The organism is Pseudomonas nabeulensis, from assembly GCF_004682045.1.
GTDB classification, from domain to species: Bacteria; Pseudomonadota; Gammaproteobacteria; order Pseudomonadales; family Pseudomonadaceae; genus Aquipseudomonas; species Aquipseudomonas nabeulensis.
Window position 1 is genome coordinate 68,271 of the sequence record NZ_QUZT01000002.1, and the last position, 25,603, is coordinate 93,873.

Annotated in this window: 25 protein-coding genes; 16 read left to right on the forward strand and 9 right to left on the reverse strand. The window is 60.5% G+C overall.

From position 1 onward, the window contains the following. Positions 1-91: 91 nt before the first annotated feature. The 7 genes from purU to DYL61_RS01810 all read right to left on the reverse strand — a co-directional run bounded on the left by purU (position 92) and on the right by DYL61_RS01810 (position 8,535). The gene (gene purU / locus DYL61_RS01780; RefSeq protein WP_005792124.1) at positions 92-949 is read right to left on the reverse strand and encodes a formyltetrahydrofolate deformylase; all 858 of its coding nucleotides are present in this window, start codon (positions 947-949) and stop codon (positions 92-94) included. A gap of 10 nt (positions 950-959) precedes the next feature. Further along, a complete protein-coding gene (locus DYL61_RS01785) occupies positions 960-1,592 on the reverse strand; it encodes a sarcosine oxidase subunit gamma (protein ID WP_135306963.1) in 633 nt (210 codons plus the stop codon). A gap of 123 nt (positions 1,593-1,715) precedes the next feature. Then, positions 1,716-4,733 (reverse strand): sarcosine oxidase subunit alpha, encoded by a 3,018-nt coding sequence (locus tag DYL61_RS01790; RefSeq protein ID WP_135306964.1) that lies wholly within the window; start codon positions 4,731-4,733, stop codon positions 1,716-1,718. Further along, entirely contained in the window at positions 4,730-5,032 is a 303-nt protein-coding gene (locus tag DYL61_RS01795) for a sarcosine oxidase subunit delta (protein ID WP_101273319.1), read from the reverse strand. Before DYL61_RS01795 ends, DYL61_RS01790 begins: the two co-directional genes overlap by 4 nt. A gap of 15 nt (positions 5,033-5,047) precedes the next feature. Continuing rightward, positions 5,048-6,298, reverse strand: coding sequence for a sarcosine oxidase subunit beta (locus DYL61_RS01800; RefSeq protein ID WP_047882492.1), 1,251 nt, complete (start codon positions 6,296-6,298; stop codon positions 5,048-5,050). Between the two features lie 22 nt (positions 6,299-6,320). Then, positions 6,321-7,574, reverse strand: coding sequence for a serine hydroxymethyltransferase (gene glyA, locus DYL61_RS01805; protein ID WP_135306965.1), 1,254 nt, complete (start codon positions 7,572-7,574; stop codon positions 6,321-6,323). 238 nt (positions 7,575-7,812) lie between these two features. After that, complete coding sequence (locus tag DYL61_RS01810) at positions 7,813-8,535, reverse strand: TraX family protein (RefSeq protein ID WP_135306966.1); 723 nt, start codon at positions 8,533-8,535, stop codon at positions 7,813-7,815. Between the two features lie 90 nt (positions 8,536-8,625). On the opposite strand from DYL61_RS01810, the gene DYL61_RS01815 reads away from it, so the two are divergent. Together DYL61_RS01815 and DYL61_RS01820 are read left to right on the forward strand one after the other, a co-directional pair. After that, positions 8,626-9,666 (forward strand): threonine aldolase family protein, encoded by a 1,041-nt coding sequence (locus DYL61_RS01815; protein WP_016972857.1) that lies wholly within the window; start codon positions 8,626-8,628, stop codon positions 9,664-9,666. A 173-nt stretch (positions 9,667-9,839) separates the two neighbouring features. Beyond that, complete coding sequence (locus DYL61_RS01820) at positions 9,840-10,040, forward strand: hypothetical protein (RefSeq protein ID WP_135306967.1); 201 nt, start codon at positions 9,840-9,842, stop codon at positions 10,038-10,040. Between the two features lie 127 nt (positions 10,041-10,167). Here DYL61_RS01820 and gbcB read toward each other — a convergent pair whose 3' ends face one another. Continuing rightward, the gene (gene gbcB, locus DYL61_RS01825; protein WP_135306968.1) at positions 10,168-11,268 is read right to left on the reverse strand and encodes a glycine-betaine demethylase subunit GbcB; all 1,101 of its coding nucleotides are present in this window, start codon (positions 11,266-11,268) and stop codon (positions 10,168-10,170) included. Between the two features lie 280 nt (positions 11,269-11,548). On the opposite strand from gbcB, the gene gbcA reads away from it, so the two are divergent. From gbcA to DYL61_RS01900, 14 genes are all read left to right on the forward strand, one after another. Further along, complete coding sequence (gbcA, locus tag DYL61_RS01835; RefSeq protein WP_135306969.1) at positions 11,549-12,844, forward strand: glycine-betaine demethylase subunit GbcA; 1,296 nt, start codon at positions 11,549-11,551, stop codon at positions 12,842-12,844. A gap of 854 nt (positions 12,845-13,698) precedes the next feature. Beyond that, the gene (locus DYL61_RS01840; RefSeq protein ID WP_135306970.1) at positions 13,699-14,193 is read left to right on the forward strand and encodes a prepilin-type N-terminal cleavage/methylation domain-containing protein; all 495 of its coding nucleotides are present in this window, start codon (positions 13,699-13,701) and stop codon (positions 14,191-14,193) included. Then, on the forward strand, positions 14,168-14,548 hold the full coding sequence (locus DYL61_RS01845; protein WP_135306971.1) for a type II secretion system protein: 381 nt from the start codon (positions 14,168-14,170) through the stop codon (positions 14,546-14,548). The genes DYL61_RS01840 and DYL61_RS01845 overlap by 26 nt, the downstream gene beginning before the upstream one ends. Beyond that, complete coding sequence (locus DYL61_RS01850; protein ID WP_193559419.1) at positions 14,535-15,041, forward strand: type II secretion system protein; 507 nt, start codon at positions 14,535-14,537, stop codon at positions 15,039-15,041. The genes DYL61_RS01845 and DYL61_RS01850 overlap by 14 nt, the downstream gene beginning before the upstream one ends. A gap of 71 nt (positions 15,042-15,112) precedes the next feature. Continuing rightward, positions 15,113-16,618, forward strand: coding sequence for a lytic polysaccharide monooxygenase (locus tag DYL61_RS01855; RefSeq protein WP_135306972.1), 1,506 nt, complete (start codon positions 15,113-15,115; stop codon positions 16,616-16,618). 179 nt (positions 16,619-16,797) lie between these two features. Next, entirely contained in the window at positions 16,798-17,229 is a 432-nt protein-coding gene (gene gspG, locus DYL61_RS01860; RefSeq protein ID WP_135306973.1) for a type II secretion system major pseudopilin GspG, read from the forward strand. Position 17,230: 1 nt separating this feature from the next. Next, complete coding sequence (locus tag DYL61_RS01865; RefSeq protein ID WP_135306974.1) at positions 17,231-17,695, forward strand: lytic transglycosylase domain-containing protein; 465 nt, start codon at positions 17,231-17,233, stop codon at positions 17,693-17,695. Continuing rightward, on the forward strand, positions 17,692-18,876 hold the full coding sequence (locus tag DYL61_RS01870; RefSeq protein ID WP_135306975.1) for a type II secretion system F family protein: 1,185 nt from the start codon (positions 17,692-17,694) through the stop codon (positions 18,874-18,876). Before DYL61_RS01865 ends, DYL61_RS01870 begins: the two co-directional genes overlap by 4 nt. Positions 18,877-18,882: 6 nt before the next feature. Beyond that, a complete protein-coding gene (locus DYL61_RS01875; protein WP_135306976.1) occupies positions 18,883-20,511 on the forward strand; it encodes a GspE/PulE family protein in 1,629 nt (542 codons plus the stop codon). Further along, the gene (locus DYL61_RS01880) at positions 20,492-21,214 is read left to right on the forward strand and encodes a hypothetical protein (protein ID WP_135306977.1); all 723 of its coding nucleotides are present in this window, start codon (positions 20,492-20,494) and stop codon (positions 21,212-21,214) included. The genes DYL61_RS01875 and DYL61_RS01880 overlap by 20 nt, the downstream gene beginning before the upstream one ends. Next, positions 21,211-21,723, forward strand: a complete 513-nt coding sequence (locus DYL61_RS01885) for a hypothetical protein (protein WP_135306978.1) — start codon at positions 21,211-21,213, stop codon at positions 21,721-21,723. Before DYL61_RS01880 ends, DYL61_RS01885 begins: the two co-directional genes overlap by 4 nt. Before the next feature lie 5 nt (positions 21,724-21,728). Then, on the forward strand, positions 21,729-22,265 hold the full coding sequence (locus DYL61_RS01890; protein WP_135306979.1) for a hypothetical protein: 537 nt from the start codon (positions 21,729-21,731) through the stop codon (positions 22,263-22,265). Then, positions 22,262-22,747 carry a hypothetical protein gene (locus DYL61_RS01895; RefSeq protein WP_135306980.1) on the forward strand — a complete coding sequence of 162 codons (486 nt, stop codon included), beginning with the start codon at positions 22,262-22,264 and terminating at the stop codon, positions 22,745-22,747. Before DYL61_RS01890 ends, DYL61_RS01895 begins: the two co-directional genes overlap by 4 nt. Before the next feature lie 18 nt (positions 22,748-22,765). Next, entirely contained in the window at positions 22,766-24,709 is a 1,944-nt protein-coding gene (locus DYL61_RS01900) for a secretin N-terminal domain-containing protein (RefSeq protein WP_135306981.1), read from the forward strand. 118 nt (positions 24,710-24,827) lie between these two features. Here DYL61_RS01900 and etfB read toward each other — a convergent pair whose 3' ends face one another. Then, complete coding sequence (gene etfB / locus DYL61_RS01905) at positions 24,828-25,598, reverse strand: electron transfer flavoprotein subunit beta (protein WP_135306982.1); 771 nt, start codon at positions 25,596-25,598, stop codon at positions 24,828-24,830. Positions 25,599-25,603 lie beyond the last annotated feature (5 nt).

Below are 25,603 nucleotides of genomic sequence, written 5' to 3' on the forward strand. Positions count from 1 at the left end.
TGTTAGGGCCTCATCGGGGGCAAGCCCCCTCCCACACTTGAAGATGTGCACAATTCAAATGTGGGAGGGGGCTTGCCCCCGATGGCGTCAATCAGAGCACCACCGTCCTATTGGCATTCAAAAACACCCGCCGCTCAATGTGATACCCCACCGCCCGGGCCAATGTCAGCCCTTCGATATCCCGCCCCTTGGCAATCAAATCCTCGGGGTAGTGGCTGTGATCCACCACCTCCACGCCCTGGGCGATGATCGGGCCTTCGTCCAGATCGTTGTTGATGTAATGCGCCGTCGCCCCGACCAACTTCACGCCTTTGTTGTACGCCTGGTGATACGGCTTGGCGCCCTTGAACCCCGGCAACAACGAGTGGTGAATGTTGATGGCCTTGCCATCCAGCTTGCGACACAGCTCCGGGGACAGCACTTGCATATAGCGCGCAAGGATCACCAATTCGGCGCCGGTGTCTTCCACCACTTGCCACACTTGACGCTCCTGGGACGGCTTGTCGTTGGGGTCGAGGGGGAAATGGTAGTAGGGAATTTGGTGCCAGTCGGCCAACGGCTTCAAATCGGGGTGGTTGGACACCACCGCGACCACGTCCATCGACAGTTGCCCAATGCGTTGGCGGTACAGCAGATCGTTCAGGCAGTGATCGGCCTTGGAGACCATGATCACCACTTTTGGCCGGTAGTTCGGCGCCGTCAGCTCAAAGATCATGCCAAAGGCTTCGCCGCGAGTGGCCAGGCCATCGCGGAAAGCCTGCTCGTCAAACCCGTCGGGCTGACGGAATTCCACGCGGATAAAAAACCGCCCGGACAACCGGTCATCGAAGGAATGGTGCTCGGTGACGTAGCAGCCCTGCTCGAACAGGTAGCGGGTGACCGCGTCCACCGTGCCAAGCACGCTAGGGCAGTCGGCGGTCAAAATCCATGTATCGGGTGCGCGGCTCATGGGATCTTCCTCAGGCTTGGACGCTCAGGCCGAACTCGGCAGACGCATCCTGCAACCACAACCACCAGTAGTCCGAGAAGCTGCGGCGAATCAGCAGTTCCCAAGTGTCTTCGGCGGTATGGCGGATCACCAGTTGCGACTTGGCGAACACCGTGCCCACCGCCTTGCCCACCGGGAAGTTGTTGGGGTGCACGTCGTAGCTGGTGGACTTCATCAGCACATCGCGCACGTTCGGGCCGCTCAGCTCAAGAATTTGCTGGCCGCCGCTGACGTTGACCACCTGGATATGCAAATCACCCAGGGCTGTCCGCAGGTTTTGCTCGGCGGCGAACTCTTCGCCGCTTGGCACGATGAGCAACCACTCATCCGGGCCGAGCCATTGCAGGCTGGTTTCGCCCTTGATGATGACTTGCAGGGCGCCGGGCAGTTCGATGCCCAGGGCCTTGTGCACGCCGGCGGCGAACGCGGCGTCATGGCCATCGCCACGAATGGTCAGGTGGCCCAGGAGTTTCTTTTCACGCACGATCACGCCGGCGTTCTTGCGTCCCTTGCCAACCAGACTGGCGAGGTCGGCATGGTGCAGCGACGACTCGGCCTTGGCGCCGGTGGTGGGGCGTTGTTGGTACACATTGGCTGCTGTCATAAAGCACCTGTTCTGAATTCGGTGGTGTCTGTTCTGGCCTCATCGGGGGCAAGCCCCCTCCCACATTTGGAATGCATTCCCCTGTGGGAGGGGGCTTGCCCCCGATGCAGGCGACTCGGTTTATCAGATGTTCTGGCGATCGCCCTTAGGATCGAAGAACACCGAAGACACAATCTCCGCCTCGATCACGCTGCCATCCGCCTGCGGTGAGAACACCCGCTCACCAATACGCTTCAAGCCGCCCTTCACCACGCCCATGGCAAATGAATAACCCAGGGAGTTGTGGGCATAACTTGAAGTGACGTGACCGACCATCTTCATCGGAATCGACTGCTTGGGATCAAGCACCAACTGCGCGCCTTCCGGCAGCCACACTTTTGGATCGACCGGCTTCAAGCCCACCAATTGCTTGCGCTCTTCACGCACGCAGTCTTCCCGGTTCATGCCGCGCCAGCCGATCCACGAGAACGGCTTGGTCCGGCCAACGCACCAGCCCATGTTCAGGTCGTCAGGGGTCATCGAGCCGTCGGTGTCCTGGCCGACGATGATGAAGCCCTTCTCGGCCCGCAGCACGTGCATGGTTTCGGTGCCGTACGGGGTCAGGTTGTACTTCTTACCGGCATCAACGATTTTTTCCAGCACGCCCATGGCGTAGTCAGCCTGTACGTTGACTTCGTACGACAGCTCACCGGTAAACGAGATCCGGAACACCCGCGCCGGTACACCGCCCACCAGGCCTTCTTTCCAGGTCATGAACGGGAAGCCGTCCTTGTCCAGGTCGATGTCGGTGACTTCCGCCAGCAGCTTGCGGCTGTTGGGGCCGGACAGGGTCATGGTCGCCCAGTGGTCGGTGACCGAGGTGAAGTACACCTTGAGGTCTGGCCATTCGGTCTGTTGGTAGATTTCCAGCCACTGGAGTACGCGGGCCGCGCCGCCGGTGGTGGTGGTCATCAGGAAGTGGTTGTCAGCGAGGCAGGCGGTAACGCCGTCGTCGAAGACCATGCCGTCTTCCTTGCACATCAGGCCGTAGCGCGCCTTGCCCACATCGAGCTTGGTCCAGGCGTTGGTGTAGATGCGGTTGAGGAACTCACGGGCATCCGGGCCCTGAATGTCGATCTTGCCGAGGGTGGACGCATCCAGCAGGCCCACGCTGTCGCGCACGGCCAGGCATTCGCGTTTCACCGCCGCGTGCAGGTCTTCACCGTTGCGCGGGAAGTACCACGGACGCTTCCACTGGCCGACGTCTTCAAACTCGGCGCCGTTCTTGACGTGCCAGGCTTGCAGCGCGGTGTAGCGTACCGGCTCGAAGATGTGCCCACAGTGACGGCCCGCCACCGCGCCAAAAGTCACCGGCGTGTAGTTGGGACGGAACATGGTGGTGCCCATCTGCGGGATGGTCACGTTCAGCGAGCGAGCGGCGATGGCCAGGCCGTTGACGTTGCCCAACTTGCCCTGATCGGTGCCGAAGCCCAGCGCGGTGTAGCGTTTGACGTGCTCGACGGACTCGAAACCTTCGCGGGTCGCCAGTTCGATGGCGGCGGCGGTGACGTCGTTTTGCAGGTCGACAAATTGCTTCGGTGCCCGTGCGGTGGGCTTGTCGTGAGGCACTTGGTACACCGCCAGGGTCGGCTCTTCCAGGCGGCTCAACGCTTTTGGCAACGTGCCCTCAACCGGCGCAAACCCGGCTTCGCTGGCGGCACGTACGCCGCCTTCGAAACCGTCTGCCAGGGAATCGCCCAGGCCGTAGACGCCGTTGATACCACCGACACACACGCGTTTTTGCGGCGCTTCGCCCGGTACGAAACCGAGGATGTCTTCACGCCAGGTCGGCTTGCCACCCAGGTGCGAGGCCAAGTGCACCACTGGGCTGTAGCCGCCGGAACTGGCCACCAGGTCGCAGTCCAGCCATTCGCCGGGGCTGGTGACTTTGTGTGCTTTCACATCGATTGCGGCCACACGGGCAGCGGTGACGTGCTTGCTGCCACGGGCTTCGATCACGGCACTGCCGGTGAGGATACGAATACCTTTGGCTCGGGCTTCTTCCACCAGCGCGCCGCGTGGGTTGTGGCGCACATCGGCCACGGCGACCACTTGCAGACCGGCGTCGAGCCAGTCCAGCGCAACGCGGTAGGCGTGGTCGTTGTTGGTCGACAGCACCAGTTTCTTGCCCGGTGCCACGCCATAGCGACGCACGTAGGTAGAGACCGCGCCGGCCAGCATGTTGCCCGGCACGTCGTTATTGCCGTAGACCAGTGGACGCTCGCACGCACCGGTCGCCAGCACCACGCGCTTGGCGCGCACACGGTGGATACGCTGACGCACCACGCCAATCGGCGCACGGTCACCGAGGTGATCGGTGAGGCGCTCGTGAATGGTCAGGAAGTTGTGGTCGTGGTAGCCGTTGACGGTGGCGCGAGGCAGCAACACCACGTCCGGCAGGGCCTTGAGCTCAGCAATGACGCTGGCGACCCATTCAACAGCCGGTTTACCGTCGAGGCTTTCGCGGGAATCCAGCAGCGAACCGCCAAACTCTTCCTGCTCATCGGCGATGATCACGCGGGCACCACTGCGTGCAGCCGCCAATGCAGCCGCCAGACCGGCAGGGCCAGCACCCACCACCAGCACATCGCAGTGACGGTTGAAGTTGTCGTAGGTGTCCGGGTCGTTCTCGGTCGGCGAGCGGCCAAGGCCTGCGGCCTTACGAATGTACTTCTCGTAGGTCATCCAGAACGATTGCGGGTACATGAAGGTTTTGTAGTAGAAGCCCGGCGGCATCAGCTTGCCGCCGACCTTGCCAAGAATGCCCATCACATCGGTGTTGACGTTCGGCCAGCCGTTGGTGCTGGTGGCGACCAGGCCTTGATACAGCGCCTGTTGCGTGGCACGCACGTTGGGGATCTGGGTGGCTTCGGTGGCGCCGATTTGCAGCACCGCGTTTGGCTCTTCGGCGCCCGCAGCAAAGATGCCGCGAGGACGCGAATACTTGAAGCTGCGGCCGATGATGTCGACGCCGTTGGCCAACAATGCGGCGGCCAGGGTGTCGCCTTCAAAGCCCTTGTAGGTCTGGCCGTTGAAGCTGAACGTCAGGACTTTATTACGGTCGATCCGGCCACCGTTGGACAGGCGATTGGTCTGGCTCATACCTTCTCTCCAGCAGCCTTGGCGGTAAATTGCGGCTTGGTGCCGATCTTGTAGGTTTCAAGAATTTCGTAGGTCAGGGTGTCGCGGGTGGCGTTGAAATACTGGCGGCAACCGGCGGCATGAATCCACAGTTCGTGGTGCAGGCCGCGAGGGTTGTCGCGGAAGAACATGTAGTCGCCCCACTGCTCGTCGGTGCAGGTGTTCGGGTCCAGCGGGCGCGGGATGTGCGCTTGGCCGGACGCGTGGAATTCCTCTTCGGAGCGCAGTTCGCCACAGTGAGGACAGAAGATATGCAACATAGGAAATTTCTCCTGTTAGTGGGCGACGGCCGCAGCGCCGTGTTCGTCGATCAACGCACCGTTGTGGAAACGGTCGATGGAGAAAGGTGCTGCCAACGGGTGCATTTCACCTTTGGCGAGACTTGCGGCAAACACGTTGCCTGAGCCCGGTGTGGCCTTGAAGCCACCGGTGCCCCAACCGCAGTTGAAGAACATGTTCGGCACTGGGGTTTTGGAGATGATCGGGCACGCGTCCGGCGTGGTGTCGACGATGCCGCCCCACTGGCGGTTCATGCGCACGCGGGACAGCACCGGGAACATCTCGACGATGGCCTGGATGGTGTGCTCGATCACCGGGTACGAACCGCGCTGGCCGTAGCCGTTGTAGCCGTCGATACCCGCGCCGATCACCAGGTCGCCCTTGTCGGACTGGCTGATGTAACCGTGCACGGCGTTGGACATGATCACGCTGTCGATAATCGGCTTGATCGGCTCCGACACCAACGCTTGCAGCGGGTGGGATTCCACCGGCAGGCGGAAACCGGCCAGCGAGGCCATGTGCCCGGAGTTACCGGCCGTGACCACACCGACGCGCTTGGCGCCGATAAAGCCCTTGTTGGTTTCGACGCCGATGCACACGCCGTTTTCCTTGCGGAAACCGATCACTTCGGTCTGCTGGATCAAATCCACGCCGAGGGCGTCAGCGGCACGGGCAAAACCCCAGGCCACGGCATCGTGACGGGCCACGCCGCCACGCCGTTGCACGGTGGCGCCGAGTACCGGGTAGCGGGTGTTTTTCGAGCAGTCGAGGTACGGGATCTCGTCGGCCACTTGCTTGGCGTTGAGCAGTTCACCGTCCACGCCGTTGAGGCGGTTGGCACTCACGCGGCGCTCGGAATCACGGATGTCTTGCAGGGTGTGGCACAGGTTGTACACGCCGCGCTGGGAGAACATCACGTTGTAGTTCAGGTCCTGGGACAGGCCTTCCCACAGTTTCATCGCGTGTTCGTACAGGTGCGCCGACTCGTCCCACAGGTAGTTGGAGCGCACGATGGTGGTGTTGCGCGCGGTGTTACCGCCGCCCAGCCAGCCTTTCTCGACCACGGCCACGTTGGTGATGCCGTGTTCCTTGGCCAGGTAGTAGGCGGTCGCCAGACCATGCCCGCCACCGCCGACGATGACCACGTCGTAGACCTTTTTAGGGGTGGGCGTGCGCCACATCTTCTGCCAGTTTTCGTGGTGGCTGAGGGAGTGTTTGAAGAGGCCGAAGCCCGAGTAGCGTTGCATAGTCATTACTCCAAAACCGCGCTCAGCGATAAACCGGGAAATCAGCGCACAGGGCAGACACGTGCTTGGCCACGTTGGCCTCGACATCGGCGTCGCCGAGGTTGTCGAGGATGTCGCAGATCCAGCCGGCCAGCTCAGTGCACTGCGCCACTTTGAAACCACGGGTGGTCACTGCCGGGGTGCCGATGCGCAGGCCCGACGTCACGAACGGCGACTGCGGGTCGTTCGGCACGGCGTTTTTGTTGACGGTGATGTGGGCGCGCCCCAGGGCGGCGTCCGCTTCTTTGCCGGTGAGGCCCTGACGGATCAGGCTGACCAGGAACAGGTGGTTATCGGTGCCGCCGGACACCACATCGTAACCGCGCTTGATAAACACCTCGGCCATGGCCTGGGCGTTATCGATCACTTGCTGTTGATAAGTCTTGAAGCCCGGCTCCAGCGCTTCCTTGAAGCACACGGCCTTGCCGGCGATGACGTGCATCAGCGGGCCGCCCTGGGCGCCGGGGAACACGGCAGCGTTGAGTTTCTTTTCGATTTCTTCGTTGGACTTGGCCAGGATCAAGCCACCCCGTGGACCGCGCAGGGTCTTGTGGGTGGTGGTGGTGACCACATCGGCGTACGGCAACGGGTTCGGGTACAGGCCAGCGGCAACCAGGCCGGCGACGTGGGCCATGTCGACGAACAGCAGCGCGCCTACTTTGTCGGCGATCTGACGGAAGCGTGGGAAATCCAGAGTCTTGGAGTAGGCAGAGAAGCCGGCCACGATCATTTTTGGCTTGTGCTCAACCGCCAGTCGCTCGACTTCGTCGTAGTCGATCAGGCCGGTGTCGGTGTTGATGCCGTATTGCACTGCGTTGTACAGCTTGCCCGAGGACGACACTTTGGCGCCGTGAGTCAGGTGACCGCCGTGGGCCAGGCTCATGCCCAAAATGGTGTCGCCGGCTTGCAGCAGGGCCAGGTACACGGCGCTGTTGGCGGACGAACCGGAGTGCGGCTGCACATTGGCGTAATCGGCGCCGAACAGTTGCTTGGCGCGCTCGATGGCCAGGGCTTCGACTTTATCCACATGCTCGCAGCCACCGTAGTAGCGCTTGCCTGGGTAGCCTTCGGCGTATTTGTTGGTGAGGCCGCTGCCCTGGGCTTCCATCACGCGCTTGCTGGTGTAGTTCTCTGACGCGATCAGCTCGATATGATCTTCCTGGCGCTGCTCCTCGGCATTCATCGCCGCCAGCAGTGCGTCGTCATATCCCTGAATCTGGTCTTGTTTGCTGAACATCGCGTCTCTCCCAGCCTTTCGTATTGTTGAGGCCCGGTGCAGGGCCCTTTGATGCGATGGTAGGGCTGGCGCTTATAGATCAAATGCCTACGGGCGCCACGCAAAGGTGCGTTTACGACATGGCAGGAACAACACTGGATAAATGTGGGAGGGGGCCTGCCCCCGATAGCAGTGGGTCAGCTTGCACAGGCAGTGGCTGGTACATCGCCATCGGGGGCAAGCCCCCTCCCACAGGGGGTTAGGCGATGATCTTGCGGACGATTAGCAGCAGGAGGAAGTGCAGCGGATAAAGGGTATAAGCCCAGCGCCGCATCGCCGGCGGCGAGACGTTTTTGGCATGTCGCAACAAGACAAGGCCAGCCAATGGCGCGATCAGGCATGCGGCCAATCCCGCTATCGCCACCAGCGACCCGCTATTGAGCAGGATTTGCCATTGATTGGCCGCCACACACACCACCCCCGGCAGTACGCTGAAATACCACGGACGACGAAACACCAGCAGCATCGCCAACGGCAACAACACACCAAAAAAACCGAACATCAAGTGCGTGGAAAACACGGCCGCTATCACGAGTGCAATCAGCGCCAATCCCCGATCAAAAAGCGCCTTTTGCTGCCATCCCCGCGCAACCAGCATCCCCAGCGCCAACGTCGGCAACACATTCAACGTATCGGCATCCTCGATAAACATCCGATAGGGCACTTCGCTGATCACGCTGAACAGCAGCAGCCAACCCAGGTAACGCCCACTGACCGACGCGATTTTCACCCGGTGCACATTCGCCGCAATCGCCAGGCAAAACCACGGGAATGCCAGGCGTCCCGGCACATACAACCCATCCAGGCTCAACCCGACATACCGCAGGTGATCAAGCACCATGCACAGCAGCGCCAGCCACTTGAGCAGGTCCAGGGCGCCGTCTCGGACAGGTCCGACAGGCAAGGTGTGAGTACCGTGCATAATTCCCCAACGACTTTGCATTTACAGTGCGTGCGCCCCCCCAACAATCTTGGTTACAGTGCGCTCCAACATCGACCACAGGAACGGGCCATGACCGACAAGAGCCAACAATTTGCCAGTGACAACTATTCCGGCATCTGCCCGGAAGCCTGGGCCGCCATGGAACAAGCCAACCAGGGCCATCAACGTGCCTACGGCGATGATGAATGGACCCACCGCGCCGCCGACGGTTTCCGTAATTTGTTCGAAACCGACTGCGAAGTGTTCTTCGCCTTCAACGGTACGGCGGCCAACTCCCTGGCGCTGTCCTCGTTGTGCCAGAGCTACCATAGCGTGATTTGCTCGGAAACCGCCCACGTCGAAACCGACGAATGCGGCGCGCCGGAGTTTTTCTCCAACGGCTCCAAGCTACTCACCGCCCGCACCGAAAACGGCAAGCTGACCCCGGAGTCGATCCGCGAGATCGCCCTCAAGCGCCAGGACATCCACTACCCCAAGCCGCGCGTGGTCACCCTTACCCAAGCCACCGAAGTCGGCAGCGTGTACACCCCGGATGAAATCCGCGCCATCAGCGTGACCTGCAAGGAACTGGGCCTGAACCTGCACATGGACGGCGCGCGCTTCTCCAATGCCTGCGCGTTCCTCGGTTGCTCACCGGCCGACCTGACCTGGAAGGCCGGCGTGGATGTGTTGTGCTTTGGCGGCACCAAGAACGGCATGGCGGTGGGTGAAGCGATCCTGTTCTTCAACCACAAGCTGGCTGAAGACTTCGACTACCGCTGCAAACAGGCGGGCCAGTTGGCGTCGAAAATGCGCTTTTTGTCTGCGCCTTGGGTGGGCCTTCTGGAGAACGATGCGTGGCTCAAGCACGCGCGTCACGCCAACCACTGCGCGCAACTGCTGAGCAGCCTGGTGGCGGATATTCCCGGCGTGGAATTGATGTTCCCGGTGCAGGCCAACGGCGTGTTCCTACAGCTGTCAGAACCGGCTATCGCGGCGCTGACGGCCAAGGGCTGGCGCTTCTACACCTTCATCGGCAAAGGCGGCGCACGGTTCATGTGTGCGTGGGATACCGAGGAAGAGCGTGTAAGGGAATTGGCAGCAGATATCCGCGAAGTGATGGGCGCCTGATACTGGCGCAATGCCGAGTCTGTTATTTGATATTTCTGACAGCAGCACACTGCATTTTCATTGACTAGCCTCTTGGAACCCGAAAGGAAAACGCCGCTGCAGCGGCCACCTTTCGGGCACAACTGCCTGCCGAATCATCGGCCGGAAACGGAAATCCAGCAGAGAGCTAAACCATGGAATATCAAAGCAACGGCAACACCCTGCAAAGCGACGGCACTGTCAGCACCACCGTGATTGACTGGGATGAGTTCCGCAAATACGCCAAAGTCGGCGACACCATCCGTGAGCCATCAAGGACACTGCGGATCTACGATAAAGTCTATGAATTGACAGCATCAGGCCAGCACTTCGTCGTACACATCTACGCCCAGTAATCACACAAAGCAAAGGTGGGAGGGGGCTTGCCCCCGATGGCGGTACATCAGCAACAGATCTGTTGGCTGACACACTGCTATCGGGGGCAAGCCCCCTCCCACATTGGATTGTGCCCACTTGAGAGCGTCAGAACTCGATGCGCACATCACCCTTCGGCACGCTGCAGCACGACAGGATGTAACCCTCGGCTTCGTCTTCCTCGGTAATCCCGCCGTTGTGGTCCATCTCGACCTCGCCGCCCAGCTTCATCACCTTGCATGTACCGCAGATCCCCATGCCGCAGGCCTTCGGAATCAACAGGCCAAGCTTGGCCGCCGCCGCATGCACGGTTTCCCCCGGTGCCACGCGGATGCTTTTGCCCGAGGCAATGAATTCCACCTGATGCAGGTCTGCCAAATCGATTTCCGGCGCATCCGCCGCTTGTTCGGCTTGCTCCACCGCGTCGGCACGGGCTTCCGGCGGCGTGGCGCCAAAAGATTCCTCGTGGTAGCGGGTCATGTCGAAACCGGCGACTTCCAGCAAGCGCTTCACCGCGTTCATATACGGCGTTGGCCCGCAGCAGAACACTTCGCGCTCCAGGAAGTCCGGCACCATCAATTCGAGCATCTTGTGGTTCAGATAGCCGCGATACCCCGCCCACGGCTCGCCCAGGCCGTGCTTCTCGCAAATCAGGTGCAGGCTGAAGTTGTCGATCCGCGACGCCATATGCTCCAGCTCGCGGTGGTAAATGATGTCTTTGGGAGAGCGGGCGCTGTGGATAAACGTCATGTCGACGTTGGCGTTGGTGTCGTAGAACCAACGCGCCATGGACATCACCGGGGTGATCCCCACGCCGCCACTGAGGTACAGCACTTTCGGGCTTGGGAAGTCGATGGCATTGAACAGCCCCACCGGCCCGTGCACCGCCAGTTCCTGGCCTTCATGCAACGTGTCGTGCAGCCAGTTGGACACCCGCCCGCCGGGCACGCGCTTGATGGTCACCGAAAAGCTATAGGGCACCGACGGCGAGCTGGAAATGGTGTAGGAGCGCATGATCGGCTGGCCTTCGATTTCCAGCTCCAGGGTGACGAATTGCCCCGGTTTGAAAAAGAACAGGATCGGCTGGTCAGCCATGAAACAGAAGGTGCGCACATCCCAGGTTTCCTGGATGACTTTGACGCAACGGACGATGTGCCGACCATTGGCCCAGGTCTGGGTGGTTACCGGATTCAGGAAATTGTTAGACATGTTGTTCTCCACCGCCGACGTCGGCCTTATGGTGGCGATTCTGCGTAACGCCGAATGCGCCCATTTACCTATCTGCGACATTCACATACTTATCGCGACCAGCCCCCAACGACCTAGGGTTGCGCGTCGGGATCAGATTGGGCCATGTCGCCCATAGATAAGGTTCGGCCCATCGGCGGCCCCACACTCGCTCCCAACAACGACGCTTTTTTTACGCCTTGCTGCAAACCTGATTAGCCACTTATCTCGGCCACACAGAATGGCCATGAGGACACACACGATGGACGTCACCGCAACCTTAAGCTTGGGCGATCCGCTGGAACCCGCACGCAAGGCCACCGCGCAAATGCTGCAAGAACGTGAGCGCACGTTCTCGCTGCCGCAGCCGTTCTACTCTGATGACCGGCTGTTCGATATCGACATGCAGGAGATCTTCCAGAAAGAGTGGTTGATCGCCGGCATGACCTGCGAAATCCCCACCAAGGGCAACTACCTGACCCTGCAAGTGGGCAAGAACCCGATCATCGTGATTCGTGGCGCCGAAGGCGTGGTGCATGCGTTCCACAACGTATGCCGCCACCGTGGCTCGCGCTTGTGCACCAGCGACAAGGGCAAGGTCGCCAAACTGGTCTGCCACTATCACCAATGGACCTACGAGCTGGACGGCCGCCTGCTGTTCGCGGGCACCGAGATGGGCGCCGACTTCGACATGAAGCAATACGGCCTCAAGCCTGTAAACGTGAAGACGGCCGGCGGCTATATCTTCATCAGCCTGGCCGAGAACCCGCCAGCCATTGATGACTTCCTGTCGACGCTCAGCCACTACATGGAACCGTACGACATGGAAAACACCAAGGTGGCAATCACCACCACCTTGATGGAGAAAGCCAACTGGAAGCTGGTGCTGGAAAACAACCGCGAGTGCTACCACTGCAACGCGTCGCACCCGGAACTGTTGAAAACCCTGCTGGAATGGGACGACGTCACCGACCCCCGCGCCGACCAGGCGTTTAAAGATCACGTCGCCGCGTCGGCTGCTGCCTGGGATGCGGAGAAAATCCCTTACGCCCACGCCAGCTTCGGCCTGCGTAACCGCATCGTGCGCATGCCGCTGCTCAAGGGCACCGTGTCGATGACCCTGGATGGCAAACAGGGCTGCCAAAAACTGATGGGCCGCATCAAGAACCCGGACCTGGGCTCGATGCGCATCCTGCACCTGCCCCACTCGTGGAACCACTGCATGGGCGACCACATCATCGTGTTCACTGTGTGGCCGATCAGCGCCCAGGAAACCATGGTCACCACCAAGTGGATCGTGCACAAGGACGCCGTCGAAGGCGTGGACTACGACGTGGAGCGCATGCGCCAGGTGTGGGACGCCACCAACGACCAGGACCGTCGCCTGGCCGAAGAGAACCAGCGCGGCATCAACTCCACCGCGTACCAGCCAGGCCCGTACTCCAAGACCTATGAGTTCGGCGTGGTGAACTTCGTGGATTGGTACAGCGAGCGCATGCTGAGCAACCTGGGCGCGGCGCCGGCGCCGTACCTCAAGGGTGTCGCGGTACACGAATAAGAAATGTGAAGACCGGCTTGTGTGGGAGCGGGCTTGCTCGCGAACGCGGTGGATCAGCTAGCACATACATTGGCTGACACACCGCCTTCGCGAGCAAGCCCGCTCCCACATTGGGCTCTTCATAATGTTCAAAATTTGACCAGACTGGCTACAGCCCTCTAACCCTCTGCCCTCCAGCCTTTACCCAACAACTTATCCACAAAGCCACCCACAGCAATTGTGGGCAACTGTGCTGATCACACGAAAATAACTGAAGAAAAACCGTGACTTATTCCAACCAACACTTTTCAAGCCCATCTGATCATTTTTTAACCATAACGCTGCAACCCATATAAAACGTGATCTGTAGCACTACGCAAACACCTTATCCACAGAAACGCCAACAGACTTTGGGTGTAACTTTGCCAGCGCTGTGGAAAACCATGCGCAACCGTCATAAACCGTGGGTTTCGGGACTTTAATCCTCATCAATGGGCAAATTGATCACTAATTGATCAATTCTGTGCAGCCCTTTATCCATATGACCTGTAGCCGATAGCAAACATCTTATCCACAGAAGCGCCAACAGACTTTGGGGGCAACTCCGAGTCGTACAACGCGCTTATCCACACAAAAACTCTCGTAAAAACCGCTACTTAGCCTGGTCATTTTTTACACAACGGTCTGTAACCCTTGATTCACGTGCCTTGCGGCCACCCACAAACACCTTATCCACAGCTCCGCTCACAGCGATTGTGGGTAAACCTTCTTGCTGTACAAAAAACACCCAGCATCTACACTCTCCTGTGCAGTTAACTTCACAAGCCTGGGTTAATGCGGAAGTCCTTGGCGGGATAACAGGAGACGCACCGGTGATGTGGCAGGGTGAACCCAGCCATCACTGCGCCAAAGGTTTTACGCTGATTGAATTGCTACTGACGCTGGCCCTGCTGGCCACGCTCGCGACAGTGGCTTATCCGCTGACGGCACTGATGGGTAAACGTGATCGTGAACTGGACTTGCAACGTTCGTTGCGAGAGATCCGGCGCGCCATCGATGCCTACAAGGAAGCCACCGACGACGGCCGGATTGAAAAGAGCGTCAGCGACAGCGGTTATCCCCCCTCCCTTGAAATTCTGGTCAGCGGCGCAACCGACCGCACCAACCTGCAAGGCAAAAAACTCTTCTTCCTGCGCCGCATTCCCCGCGACCCGGTGTGCGAGTGCCCTGACCGTTCGCCCGCAGAAACCTGGCAACTGCGCAGTTACAAAAGCGCCGCCGATAGTCCACAAGAGGGAGAAGATGTATTTGACGTTTCATCCCGCAGCACCCGGGAGAGTTTGAATGGAACGTTATACAGCCAGTGGTGATCGGGGCTTTACCCTGATCGAGCTGCTGGTGGTCATGGCCATCATCGCTACCCTCATGACCCTGGTCACGCCCCAGTATTTTCGCCAGCACGCCAAGGCTCAGGAAACCGTGCTGCGCCACAACCTGTCCACTATCCGTCAAGCCCTCGACCAATACCGCGAAGACCACGGCGACAACCCCGACTCCCTACAAGCCCTGGTGGACCGCCGCTATCTGCGCGAAATCCCCGTGGACCCGGTCACCGGCAAGCGCGACACCTGGCAGCTGCAACCCTCCGATGAACAAGGCTTGGGCGACGTACGCAGCGGCGCACCCGGCACCGCAAAGGACGGGAGTACGTATGCAGATTGGTAAACACCGCCAACACGGCTCGGTGTTCATGGGCATGTTGGTGACGGTGGCCGTGGTGGCCGTGATGCTGATGGAAGTGGGCACGCTGTGGTCCAGCGTGTTGCAGCGCGAGCGGGAGCTGGAATTGTTGGCGCGAGGCAATGAGATCCGCCGGGCTATCGGCCTGTATTACGGTGCTGGCACTACCTATCCCAAGTCGCTTGAGGATCTGGTACTCGACCGCCGCCAACCAACCACCCGGCGCTACTTGCGCAAGGCCTACGACGACCCCCTCACCGGCACCGCCGACTGGGGCGTGGTCGAAGGCCCGGGCGAAACCATCATGGGCGTGTTCAGCAAAGCCACAGGCACGCCGTTCAAGCAAGGCAACTTCGCCGTCATCAATCAAGGTTTTACAGGGCAAGGTAGTTATCAAGGGTGGGTATTTCTGCATGGCTCTGGGCAGAGCAACCCTGAAGTTCCCATCAGACCCCATGGAGATCAGCCCGACCCGTAACGCCAATACAAACACACTGATTGTTCCAGCCGTTCGGAACTTGGTTATCTGAATTGAAGGTGGACTAGAGCATGAATACGTTAATGCGATATTCAAAATATCTGATTCTCTGCTGGCTGACGGCAATAGTTTCAATTCCTGCAATAACGTGGGGGCACGGATTCGTTGGATACCCCATAGATAGACAATCCAATTGTAAAAGCACAGGAGGTCACTGGTCTGGGTACATTAACGACGACGGATGCAGGACCGCGGCGGCCATTCACCAAACGGATGCCCAGAAGGCTTACCCAACCGACCAGTTTCATGAGTACTCCATTGTGACAGGGTCAGCTACAACACCTATTGAACAGATATTGAGCCAACTTAAACCAGGCCAAGTGTGTTCGGCCAACGATGAAAAGAAGGCAAGCATGTCTGTGCCGACAGGTGACTGGACAAAAACACCTTTAACGGCTGGTTCCACGATAGATCTGAAGCTATTCATGACAGCCGTTCATGAACCCAGCCGAGCGTTTGTCTTTATCACCAAGCCCGGATTCAATTCTGCGACGACCGCCGTAAGCACAAGTGATCTCTTGCCACTCGGAAGTATGCACACGATAACGTCATCAGACGTCAAACCGCCGCCAGCGGGGACAATACCCAAAGGCCTGTGGGCAAGTGGCGTAGTAACAATTCCCACGGTTATTCCGGGTGGTTTGACGGGTTCTGCCGTGATTGTTTTAATTTGGGCCAGGGACGACAGCGTCGGAGAAACATTTTTCATGTGCAGTGACGTTACGTTTGGAGGAGGGCCAGACCCGGTAACACGCTATTTAATTGGTCCCTTCGTTGACCCGGCAACATTGACGGCTAAGCCCGGCGACCAAATTCGACATCGTGTCATCAGTAATGGCACCGATGTCAGCGATGCGAAGGTAGCGCTAACCCCAGATAACTTGCCCCCCGCTCGATGGAGCCGAGAGCTTAAAGATCGCATCACCAATCCAAGCGTTGAGATCGGCGAGCTGCAGAACGGATCCGTCAAGTTTAATACTGTGGACCCATTGAGAAATCACGTGTTCTACAAAGAGCGCGACGCCTTGCAAAACATGACGGTTATTGAAGGTGGCGGCCCTGCCCCCACACCAACCGCGATGATCACCGGTCCCACTGAATTGAAATCAGGCCAAACCTATAGCTTCGTCGGTGAGCTTAAGAACGCACAAAACACGCCCCAGTACGCGTGGGCGCCGGTACTGATCACTAACGACACCAGCAGCAAAACCGTGACCGGGACGGCACCCACTGTCGCGAATCCCACTCAATATACCGTGCGATTGAATACGCGCGATGGTCAGACAGGTACCAATTACACTGCGACGCATACCATACGAGTTTCGCCAGCTAGCGGCGGGGATGCGCCCGCCTACGTCGAAGGTACGTCTTACAAAGATGGCGACATCGTGAGCAATAACGGTAAGAACTATAAGTGCAAGCCTTGGCCTTACACCGGATGGTGCGCGGGTGCAGCATGGGCCTACGCTCCAGGCAAAGGCACCGCGTGGGCAGATGCCTGGGAGGAAGTACCATAACCCACAGGCATATTCACTAACCCGATAATGACAAGAGCCAATCGTTATAGGGCGCCCCCCGGCGCCTTATATCGAGCACCGCTACAGTTGAAGATGTACTCGTTCTAACGCAGTCCTACCGGCGGTGCCCGCTCAAAACGCGGGCCGGAAGAGTGACACCCAACCGCCGGGTTATCTCCATGCACAAGCGCGCATTTATCCACAGCTCCCAACATGGCTTCACCTTGCTGGAGCTGCTCGTCGTCCTGCTGATCATCGCCCTCCTCGCCGGCTACGTCGGTCCCAAGATGTTCGACCGCCTTGAACTGGCCAAAGTCCAGACCGCCCAAGGCCAGATGAAGTCCCTGGCGGACGCCTTGAACCAGTACCGCCTGGACAACGGCAACTACCCCGATGAAGCCCTCGGCCTGGACGCCCTAACCACCCGCCCCGCCAACGCCAACAACTGGCAGGGACCGTATTTGAAGACGTTGCCGCCCGACCCTTGGGGCAACCCCTACCTCTACAAGAACCCCGGCACCCCGCCCAACGATGTGGAGATCATCTCCCTGGGTCGCGACGGCAAGGCCGGTGGGGTGAACACTTACGCCGACATCGTCTATGGGCTATGACATGCGCACGCTGCCGATGGCCCTGATCCTGTGGTGCCTGACGGGCTTCGCCCAGGCCAACTGTTGGCAACTGGCAGCCAGCCGTTACCACGTCGATCCGCTGTTGCTCTACGCCATCGCCAAGGTCGAATCCAACCTCAACCCCAACGCACGCAATATCAATGGCGACGGCAGCCGCGATATCGGCCTGATGCAGATCAACAGCCGTCACCTGCCCGCGCTCGTTCCATTCGGTATCACTGAACAACATTTGATCACCCAGCCCTGCACCAGCGTGATGGTCGGCGCGTGGATCCTGGCCGGGTTCATTCGCGAAAAAGGCTACGGCTGGCAAGCCGTGGGCGCCTATAACGCCGGTACGCGGGCGGACCGTGACAGCCGTCGCACGCGCTATGCGTTGGCGGTGTGGCGTTATTACGCTGAATTGGTGCAACAGCGTCAGCAACTGGCGAGGCAAACGCCATGATCGATTTTGACGCGCGCATCATCCGCGACGGCCACTTGCAGACCCTGCGTTTGCAGGCTCTGGACCTGGCCCAGGCGCGCCAGCAATTGCAGGCCGATGGTGCCCAAGTGATCTCGCTGCAGGCACGCCGCCCACTGCGCTTGCCCAGCCGTCGCACGCGCTTTGCCCTAGGCTTGTTTATCCAGGAATTGGTGGTGTTGCTGGACGCCGGACTGGTGTTGGTGGAGGCGGTGGAAACCCTGCGCGACAAAGCCCCCGCCGGCGTCAATCGGCAAGTCATGAGTGACTTGCTGGAATCGATGTACCAAGGCAACTCGTTGTCCAAGGCCATGCAGCTCAAGCCCGAGGTGTTTCCCTCGCTGCTGATCGCCACGGTGGCGTCCTCGGAACACAGTGGGCAGCTGTCGGTGGCGCTGCGCCGCTATCACCATTTTGAAGCGCATCTGGAGACGGTGAAGAAACGCGTCAGCGGCGCGTTGATGTATCCCTTGGTGGTGCTCAGCGTGGGCGCGTTGATCCTGCTGTTTTTGCTGTTCTTCGTGATCCCGCGTTTCGCCTCGGTGTTCGATGCCGTGGCGGACCTGCCCGCTACAGCGCAGTTCATGGTGTGGTGGGGCGCCCTGGTGGAAAGCCGTGGCACGGAGCTGATGGTGGGTCTGGTGCTCATCCTGGTCGCACTGGTGCTGCTGTTTCGCAGCGCCGCGTTCAAACGCCGTGCCGCCGCGTTGTTCTGGAAGATTCCCAGCCTCGGTGCGCAGCGCACATTGTTTATCCTCGCGCGCTTTTATCGCACCGCCGGCATGTTGCTGATGGGCGGCATGCCGGTGGTCACGGCGGTGGAAATGTCCGGTGCGCTGCTGCCCCCCGAGCGCCAGGGCGACTTGCGCCAGGCCCTGACGGCGATCCAGGCCGGCCAGCCGCTGTCCACTTCCCTGGCCCGCCATCAACTGACCACCGCCGTCGCCGAGCGCCTGCTGCGGGTGGGCGAACAGAGCGGTGAACTGGCCGCCATGTGCGAACGCATTGCGCAGTTTCACGATGAGGCTCTGGAGCGGGCCATCGAGCTGTTCAGCAAAGTCTTCGAGCCGTTGTTGATGCTGGTGGTCGGCGGGCTGATCGGCCTGATCGTGTTCATGCTGTACATGCCGATTTTCGAATTGGCGGGTTCAATCCAGGGGTAAGCCGCGATGAGCACTCAGACCCAACAGTGGCAGGCCCTCGCCGCACAACGCGGGATAACGCTGGCCAGTTACCTGCGGGAAGTGCTGGAAAAAGCCCCCGATCAATTGCACACCATCGCCCGCCCTCTGGGGCTGATCGGCGTACCGGCCGATGAACTTGAAGGCCATTGGCGCTTTGATCTTTTGCCGCTGCCCAAGGCCCTGATCCACAACGTCCTGCCGGTGGATTACCAAGGCGAACCCTGTCTGGTATTGGGCGAGCCGTTTATCCAGGCCAGCCGCCATTGGTTGCAGTCCAACAGTCCACTGCCCCTGGCGATGAGTTTGCCGGGGGCGGTCAAAGCCCAGTTGGCGCTGGCCGAAACCAGCCAGCGAGTGATGCAGCCCTTCGGCAGCGATGACGAAAACGCTCAGGTTGCCCAGGCCGCCCAGGAAATTTCCCTGAGCAGCATCGCCCGCGACGACAACCCGGTGGTGCGGCTGGTCAATTCCATGTTGTTCGATGCCTTGCAAAGCCGCGCCAGTGATATCCATGTGGAGTCCACGCCTCAAGGCCTGGTGATCAAGTACCGCATCGACGGAGTTTTGCAGCAGATGGGCCAGGCCGCCGGGCTGGATCAGGCCGAGCAGGCGCTGTCACGGATCAAGGTGCTGTCGGAGCTGGATATCGGCGAGCGCCGGGTGCCCCAGGACGGGCGTTTCAAGGCGCGGATGCAGGGGCGCGAGGTGGATTTCCGGGTGTCGATCATGCCGAGTATCCATGGCGAGGATGCGGTGCTGCGGATTCTCGACAAGTCCCAGCGTGGTGCGTCCTTGAGCCTGGAAAACCTGGGGTTGGCCGCCGACACCATCGCGCGTATCCGCGTACTCGCCAGCGAGCCTTACGGCATGTTGCTGGTGACCGGCCCCACCGGCAGTGGCAAGTCCACCACCCTGTATGCCGCGCTGTCGGAGACCAATACCGGCGAGAAGAAAATCATCACCATCGAAGACCCGGTGGAATACGAATTGCCCGGTGTGCTGCAAATTCCGGTCAACGACAAGAAGGGCCTGACCTTCGCCCGTGGCCTGCGCTCGATCCTGCGGCATGACCCGGACACCATTCTGGTGGGGGAAATCCGCGACGGTGAAACCGCCGGGATTGCCGTACAGGCAGCGTTGACCGGACACCTAGTGATGTCGTCGGTGCACGCCAACAGCGCATTCAGCGTGTTGGAGCGTTTTACCTACATGGAGGTGGCCCCGGCGAGTTTTGTCGAAGCCCTCAACGGCGTGGTCGCCCAGCGCCTGGTACGGCGCATCTGCCCCGACTGCGCGGTCGACGCCAAGCCTGATGCCGATATCGTGCGCCTGGCCAAACTGTCCGCCGCGCAACTCAAGGGTGGGCATTACCGCGTCGGCACGGGCTGCGACGCCTGCCGCCACACCGGCTATCGCGGACGCCTGGCCCTGGCGGAAGTGCTGACGGTCACCGACCGCCTTAAGGAAGGCTTGCTCAATCGCAGTTCCGCTGCCGCGCTACGTGAGTTGGCGCGTGAAGCCGGCCATGTATTTATCCGTGATATCGCCTTGGCCCATGCCGCCCAGGGCGACACTACGCTCAAGGAGATTCACCGTGTCATTTCCCTTTATTGAGCATGTGGTGTTGCTGCAAAAAGCCGACGTCAGTTGGGCCGCACGGGCGCGTTGGCGCGGCTCCAGCGTATGGCGTGCGCAGCAACACGGCGAACCGTTGGCAGCCTGTGCCAGCTTGTTGGAACAGGCTCCGCGGGGGCGCGCACCGTTCCTCGACCGGGCCACGGTGCTGCTCGGTTTTCCTCATGTGCATTACCTGATGTTGCCCTGGCAGGACGGCATGCACCGCATGGAAGACTGGCAAGCCTTTGCCGAAACCGCGTTCAGCCAACAGGCAGACCTGGACCCGACGTACTGGCACGTACACGTCGCCCGTCACGATTTCGGCCAGGCATGCCTCGCGGTCGCGACCTCGCGGGAATTGCTGAGTGATCTGCGTGCACTGTTCAAACTCAAGACGCTGCCGCTGGTGGCGTGCACCCCATTGCTCAGTGCCGTAGCCCGCCAGTACTGGGCGCAATTGCCGGCCGATTGCGTGCTGGCGGTGTCTGAACCGGGTGCACTCAGTTGCCTCTATGTCCAAGACGCCAGCGCGCGCCAGGTATGCGCCATGGCCACCTCCAGCCCTTTGAGCGACAGCTTGTTCGCCGCCGATATGCTGGTGGAACACCACGCCGACGAAACCCGTGTGATCAGCAACGACCCCACCCATGAACATTGGCTTGGACCGCTTCATCCCTGGTTGCTGGAGTCGCTGCCATGAGCGCGCCCGTCGTTGACTTCCAACACCCCAGCCCTACCCGTCGCTCGTGGGTGGCGGTGTTCTGGCTGCTGGCGGCGTTGCTGCTGTTCAACACCTGGGAAGACTGGCAGCGCCTGCAGTACCAACAGCAACTCACCGATGAGCGTGAGCAGCACTTTATCCAACTGACTCGCCAACAAGAACAGTTGATCCAGGCTGCGATTCGTTTATCGCCTGTGCAAAAGCAACAACTGGCCGTCTTCGCCCAGCAGTCGGCCACGCCCTTTGCCTTGCTCGACGCGCTTGGCCAAGCCTGGTCCCACGATGTGGCGATCACCCGCCTGGACGTGACAACGCAAACCCAGCTACTGACCCTGGACCTGGAGGTACGCGCCCTGCCGGATGCGTTTCGTTTTGTTGAGCGCCTCAAAGCCCTGCCCGAATTACGCGTGACCCTGCAACAAAGCGCACGCAAACCCAACGACCCGCAGCGCCCGATGCTGGTCAAGCTCAGCCTGGCGAAGAGGTAACCGACATGGACCGCCTGGCACGCCACCTCCCCGCCCTGCGCTGGCGTCTGACCCGTTGGCAACAGGCCCTGGGCTTTTGGGGTGTATTGGCCATCGCGGTGATGATCGGTGCACTGCTGATCGAGGCCTTGGTGATCCAGCCCGCCGTCCAGCAGGATGCCCAGCGTCGTCTGGAAGTGGAAGCCGGCATCGCCGAACAGCCCCAGCAGGTGCAGGTGACCGAGCCGGCCGTGGTCGAAAAATTACCCGAGGCGGCGGACTTCGCCGCCCGCCTGGAAGCGGTATTCACGTTGATCCAGCAACGCGGCTTCACCGTTGAGCAAACCAACCTGAGCTACTCCAACCCAGGCGATACCGGGCTGCAACGCCTGGAGGTCGAGGTGCCACTCACCGGGCCTTACAGCATCCTGCGCGACACCCTCACTGCCATCGCCCAGGAACCCGCCGTGCGCATCGAAAGCCTGTCCCTGGAGCGCAAGGACATCAGCAGCGGCCTGCTGAGCATCAGCCTGAAACTCAGCCTGCTGGGGGTGGTGCAATGAAGCTGCCGTTGTACTTGCGCGTGCTGTTACTGCTGACCCTGGTTGGCTGCGGCTGGTTGTTCTGGCAGGACACTGCGGACAATCCGCCCAGCACGCCCACAACCGCCGTCGTCAAGCCTGTCGAACCAGCGCCGGTCACCACGCCCGGGCCCAAGTCGGGTGCGGTGATCGACCTGTTCCCCGCCCAAACCTGGACACCGCCACCGGCGCCGACACCGGTGGACAACTCGCCGCCCAAGCCGCCGCCGCTGCCCTTTACGGTTAGCGCGCAATGGCGCTACGAGAACCAATCGAAAATCGTCGTGCTGCGTGGCAACAACGCCCAGTACACCCTGTGCAACCGCTGCTCCGTACCCGGGCACATCGTGCCGGGCAAGATGCTCGACGCCCACTACCGGTTGGACAAACTTACCGACACCGCCGTGGTGCTGACCTACCTGCCGCTCAAGCATGTCAGCACCTTGCGCCTGGACACCCACTGAGTGGGGAAGGACACCATCATGGCGAACCGTACGAGGATGTCGTTAAGCCTGATGCTGGCGCTGCTCAGCGCCTGCCAGACGCAGAACGCGATCAAGCAGAGCGATGAGCTGCGCCAGAAAGGCGACATTGTGCGTTCGGTCGAGGTGCTGCAAGCCGAAGCCAGGCAATCGCCTGATGACGTGCAATTACGCACCGCGCAATTCAGCAAGCTGGAACTGCTGGTCGCCCAATACAGCCGCGAGGCCAGCACTGCGCTGATGCGCGGTGACGATGCCGCCGCCATTCGTGCGCTGGAAACCATCCTCAAATACGACCCCGGCAACCTCGGCGCACGCCAGGAAATCCAAAGCATCCAGGCCATGCAGCAACTGCGCCCACAACTCGCGCGGGCCTATGAAATGAAACGCGCCAACCCGGTGGAGGCGCTCAACCTGGTGCGCCAGATCATCGCGCAAAAACCCAACTACCGAGAGGCGTTGGACTTTCGCAACGCGCTGACCCGTGAACTGGTGAGCGCCGACTACCTCAGCGCCGACCTTTCCGAGGCGATGCGCAAACCCCTGAGCCTGGAATTCAGCTCACAAAGCCTGAGCACGATTTTCGAAACCATTGCACGCCTGTCGGGGGTCAACTTTGTCATCGACAAGGACGTCAACCCCAGTGCCTCGGCGAGCATGACGGCCAGCCGCACCACCGCCGAAGACGCGCTCAACCTGTTGCTGACCACCCAAGGCCTGGACAAGAAAATCCTCAACAACAACACCATCCTCGTCTACCCCAAACGCCCGGATAAGGAACGCGAATACCGCGAGCTGGCAGTGCGCACGTTCTATCTCAGCCATGGCGACGCCAAGATCATCGCGGCCGAGATCAAGCAAGTGCTCAAGCCCAAGGAGGTGTTGGTGGATGAGCGCTTGAATGCCGTGATCGTGCGTGATGGCCTCGATACCCTGAGCGCCGTGGAAAAGATGGTCGAAGCCATTGATATCGCGCAGTCGGAAGTGACCATCGATATCCAGGTGCTGGAGGTCAGCCTGGCGGATGAACTGAACCTGGGTATCAAGTACCCGGAGAGCATCGGCGTGTCGGTGGGTAACCTGAGTGGTGTTCCCACCGGGCTGGGGGGTATACCCCTGAGCGCGCTGCGCGGCATCAACGGCGACAACATCCTGTTGGACTCGGGCAGCACCTCGGCGCGCATCAATATGCTGCAACGCAGCGGCAACACGGTAACCCTGGCCAACCCTCGGGTTCGGGTGCGCAATCGTGAAGAAGCGGCGGTGAATATCGGCGACAAAATCCCGGTGGTCACCACCACCACGGCCAACCAGATCACCACCTCGTCAGTGTCTTACCAGGACGTGGGCTTGCAGATTACGGTCAAGCCGATCATCAGCCTGAGCGATGAGGTGAACCTGGAATTGAATGTGGAAATGAGCCACATCACCAAGCGGATTCCCGGTTCGGAAAATGTACCCGCGACGTTCGAGTTGGGTTCCCGCTCCACCAAGACACTGCTCACCGCGCGCAACAATGAAACCCAAGTGGTGTCGGGGCTGATCCGCACCTCCGACGTCGATGAAGGCTCAGGCCTGCCCTGGCTGAGCCAGATCCCGTGGATCGGCCAGAAACTGTTCGGCACCAATCAAAGCACCCAACAGAAAACCGAGATCATCCTGCTGCTCACGCCGAGGATCGAACGTAACCTGGACCTGCCGATCTCGCAGATCAGCACGTTCCACAGTGGCACCGAAGCGCGCAGTTCGACGGAAGGAATGATCCTGCGCGACACCACCAGCAATATGGTGCTCAAGTCCACGGGCGGCGGCTCAGCACCGGCATTGCCACCGCCGATGCAACAACCGGATGCCAACTGGGCGCCGCTGCCACCGCCGTTGCCGGACCTTGTACCAAAGCCTGCGCCCGTGCCTGCAACAACCCCGCCCTCACAGACACAATGAGGATCAATGTGGGAGGGGGCTTGCCCCCGATGGCTGACTGTCAGTTGATACATCTTTAGCTGACCCACCGCTATCGGGGGCAAGCCCCCTCCCACATTTCCCCTGCGGTGTTTGAGAGTTAGCGCACGACGCCTTCCTCAACCAACAACTTGAGAATCGCCTGGGCCCCCTCCTCCGGGCTCACACCCTTGAGCACCTGCCCACCGCCGCCACTGGCCTTGGCCGTCGCCGCCTTCATCCGGTCCGCGCCGCTCTTGGCCTTGATCACCTTCAGGCGTTTGGGCCGAGGCTTGGCCGGTTGCAGCACGGCGCCGGTGAACAACTCGTCCTCTTCAACCTCGACGTCATGGGCCGCCAGCTCGCCCCGTTGCGCCGGGCCATACGCACTCTGGCGTGGCTTGGGCGCCGCGTTATCCACTGTCGCCAGGAACGGCAAGCGCACCTTCAGGCGTCGCCGTTGGCCACGGGGCAACGCCTGCAGCACATGGGCCACGCCACCGTCGATGGACTCGACCTGTGCCAACCCCACAATCAGCGGCCAGCCCAATTGCTCGGCCAACAGGTACGGCAGCATGCCTGAGCCTTCGCCGGTTTCCGCCTGGCTGCCGGCGAGCACCACGTGGGCGCCGGCGTCGCGCAGATAGTCGCTTAACACCGGCAACGCATCGCTGCCCGCCGGCTGTTCCAACACATGCAGTTGCGGCAGGCCCATGCCCAGATAACTGCGCAAGGTGGGCTCGCCGATGTTGCCGGCGTGCAGCACTTGCAACGTATCCCCAACCAATTGCAAACCCAGCTCCACCGCACGCGCATCCTGCTCGGCGCGACGCGGACGCCCGGAGGTAGGGTGGGCGCCGATGGACACCAGGCTGATGACATTTGTGCTCATGTTCA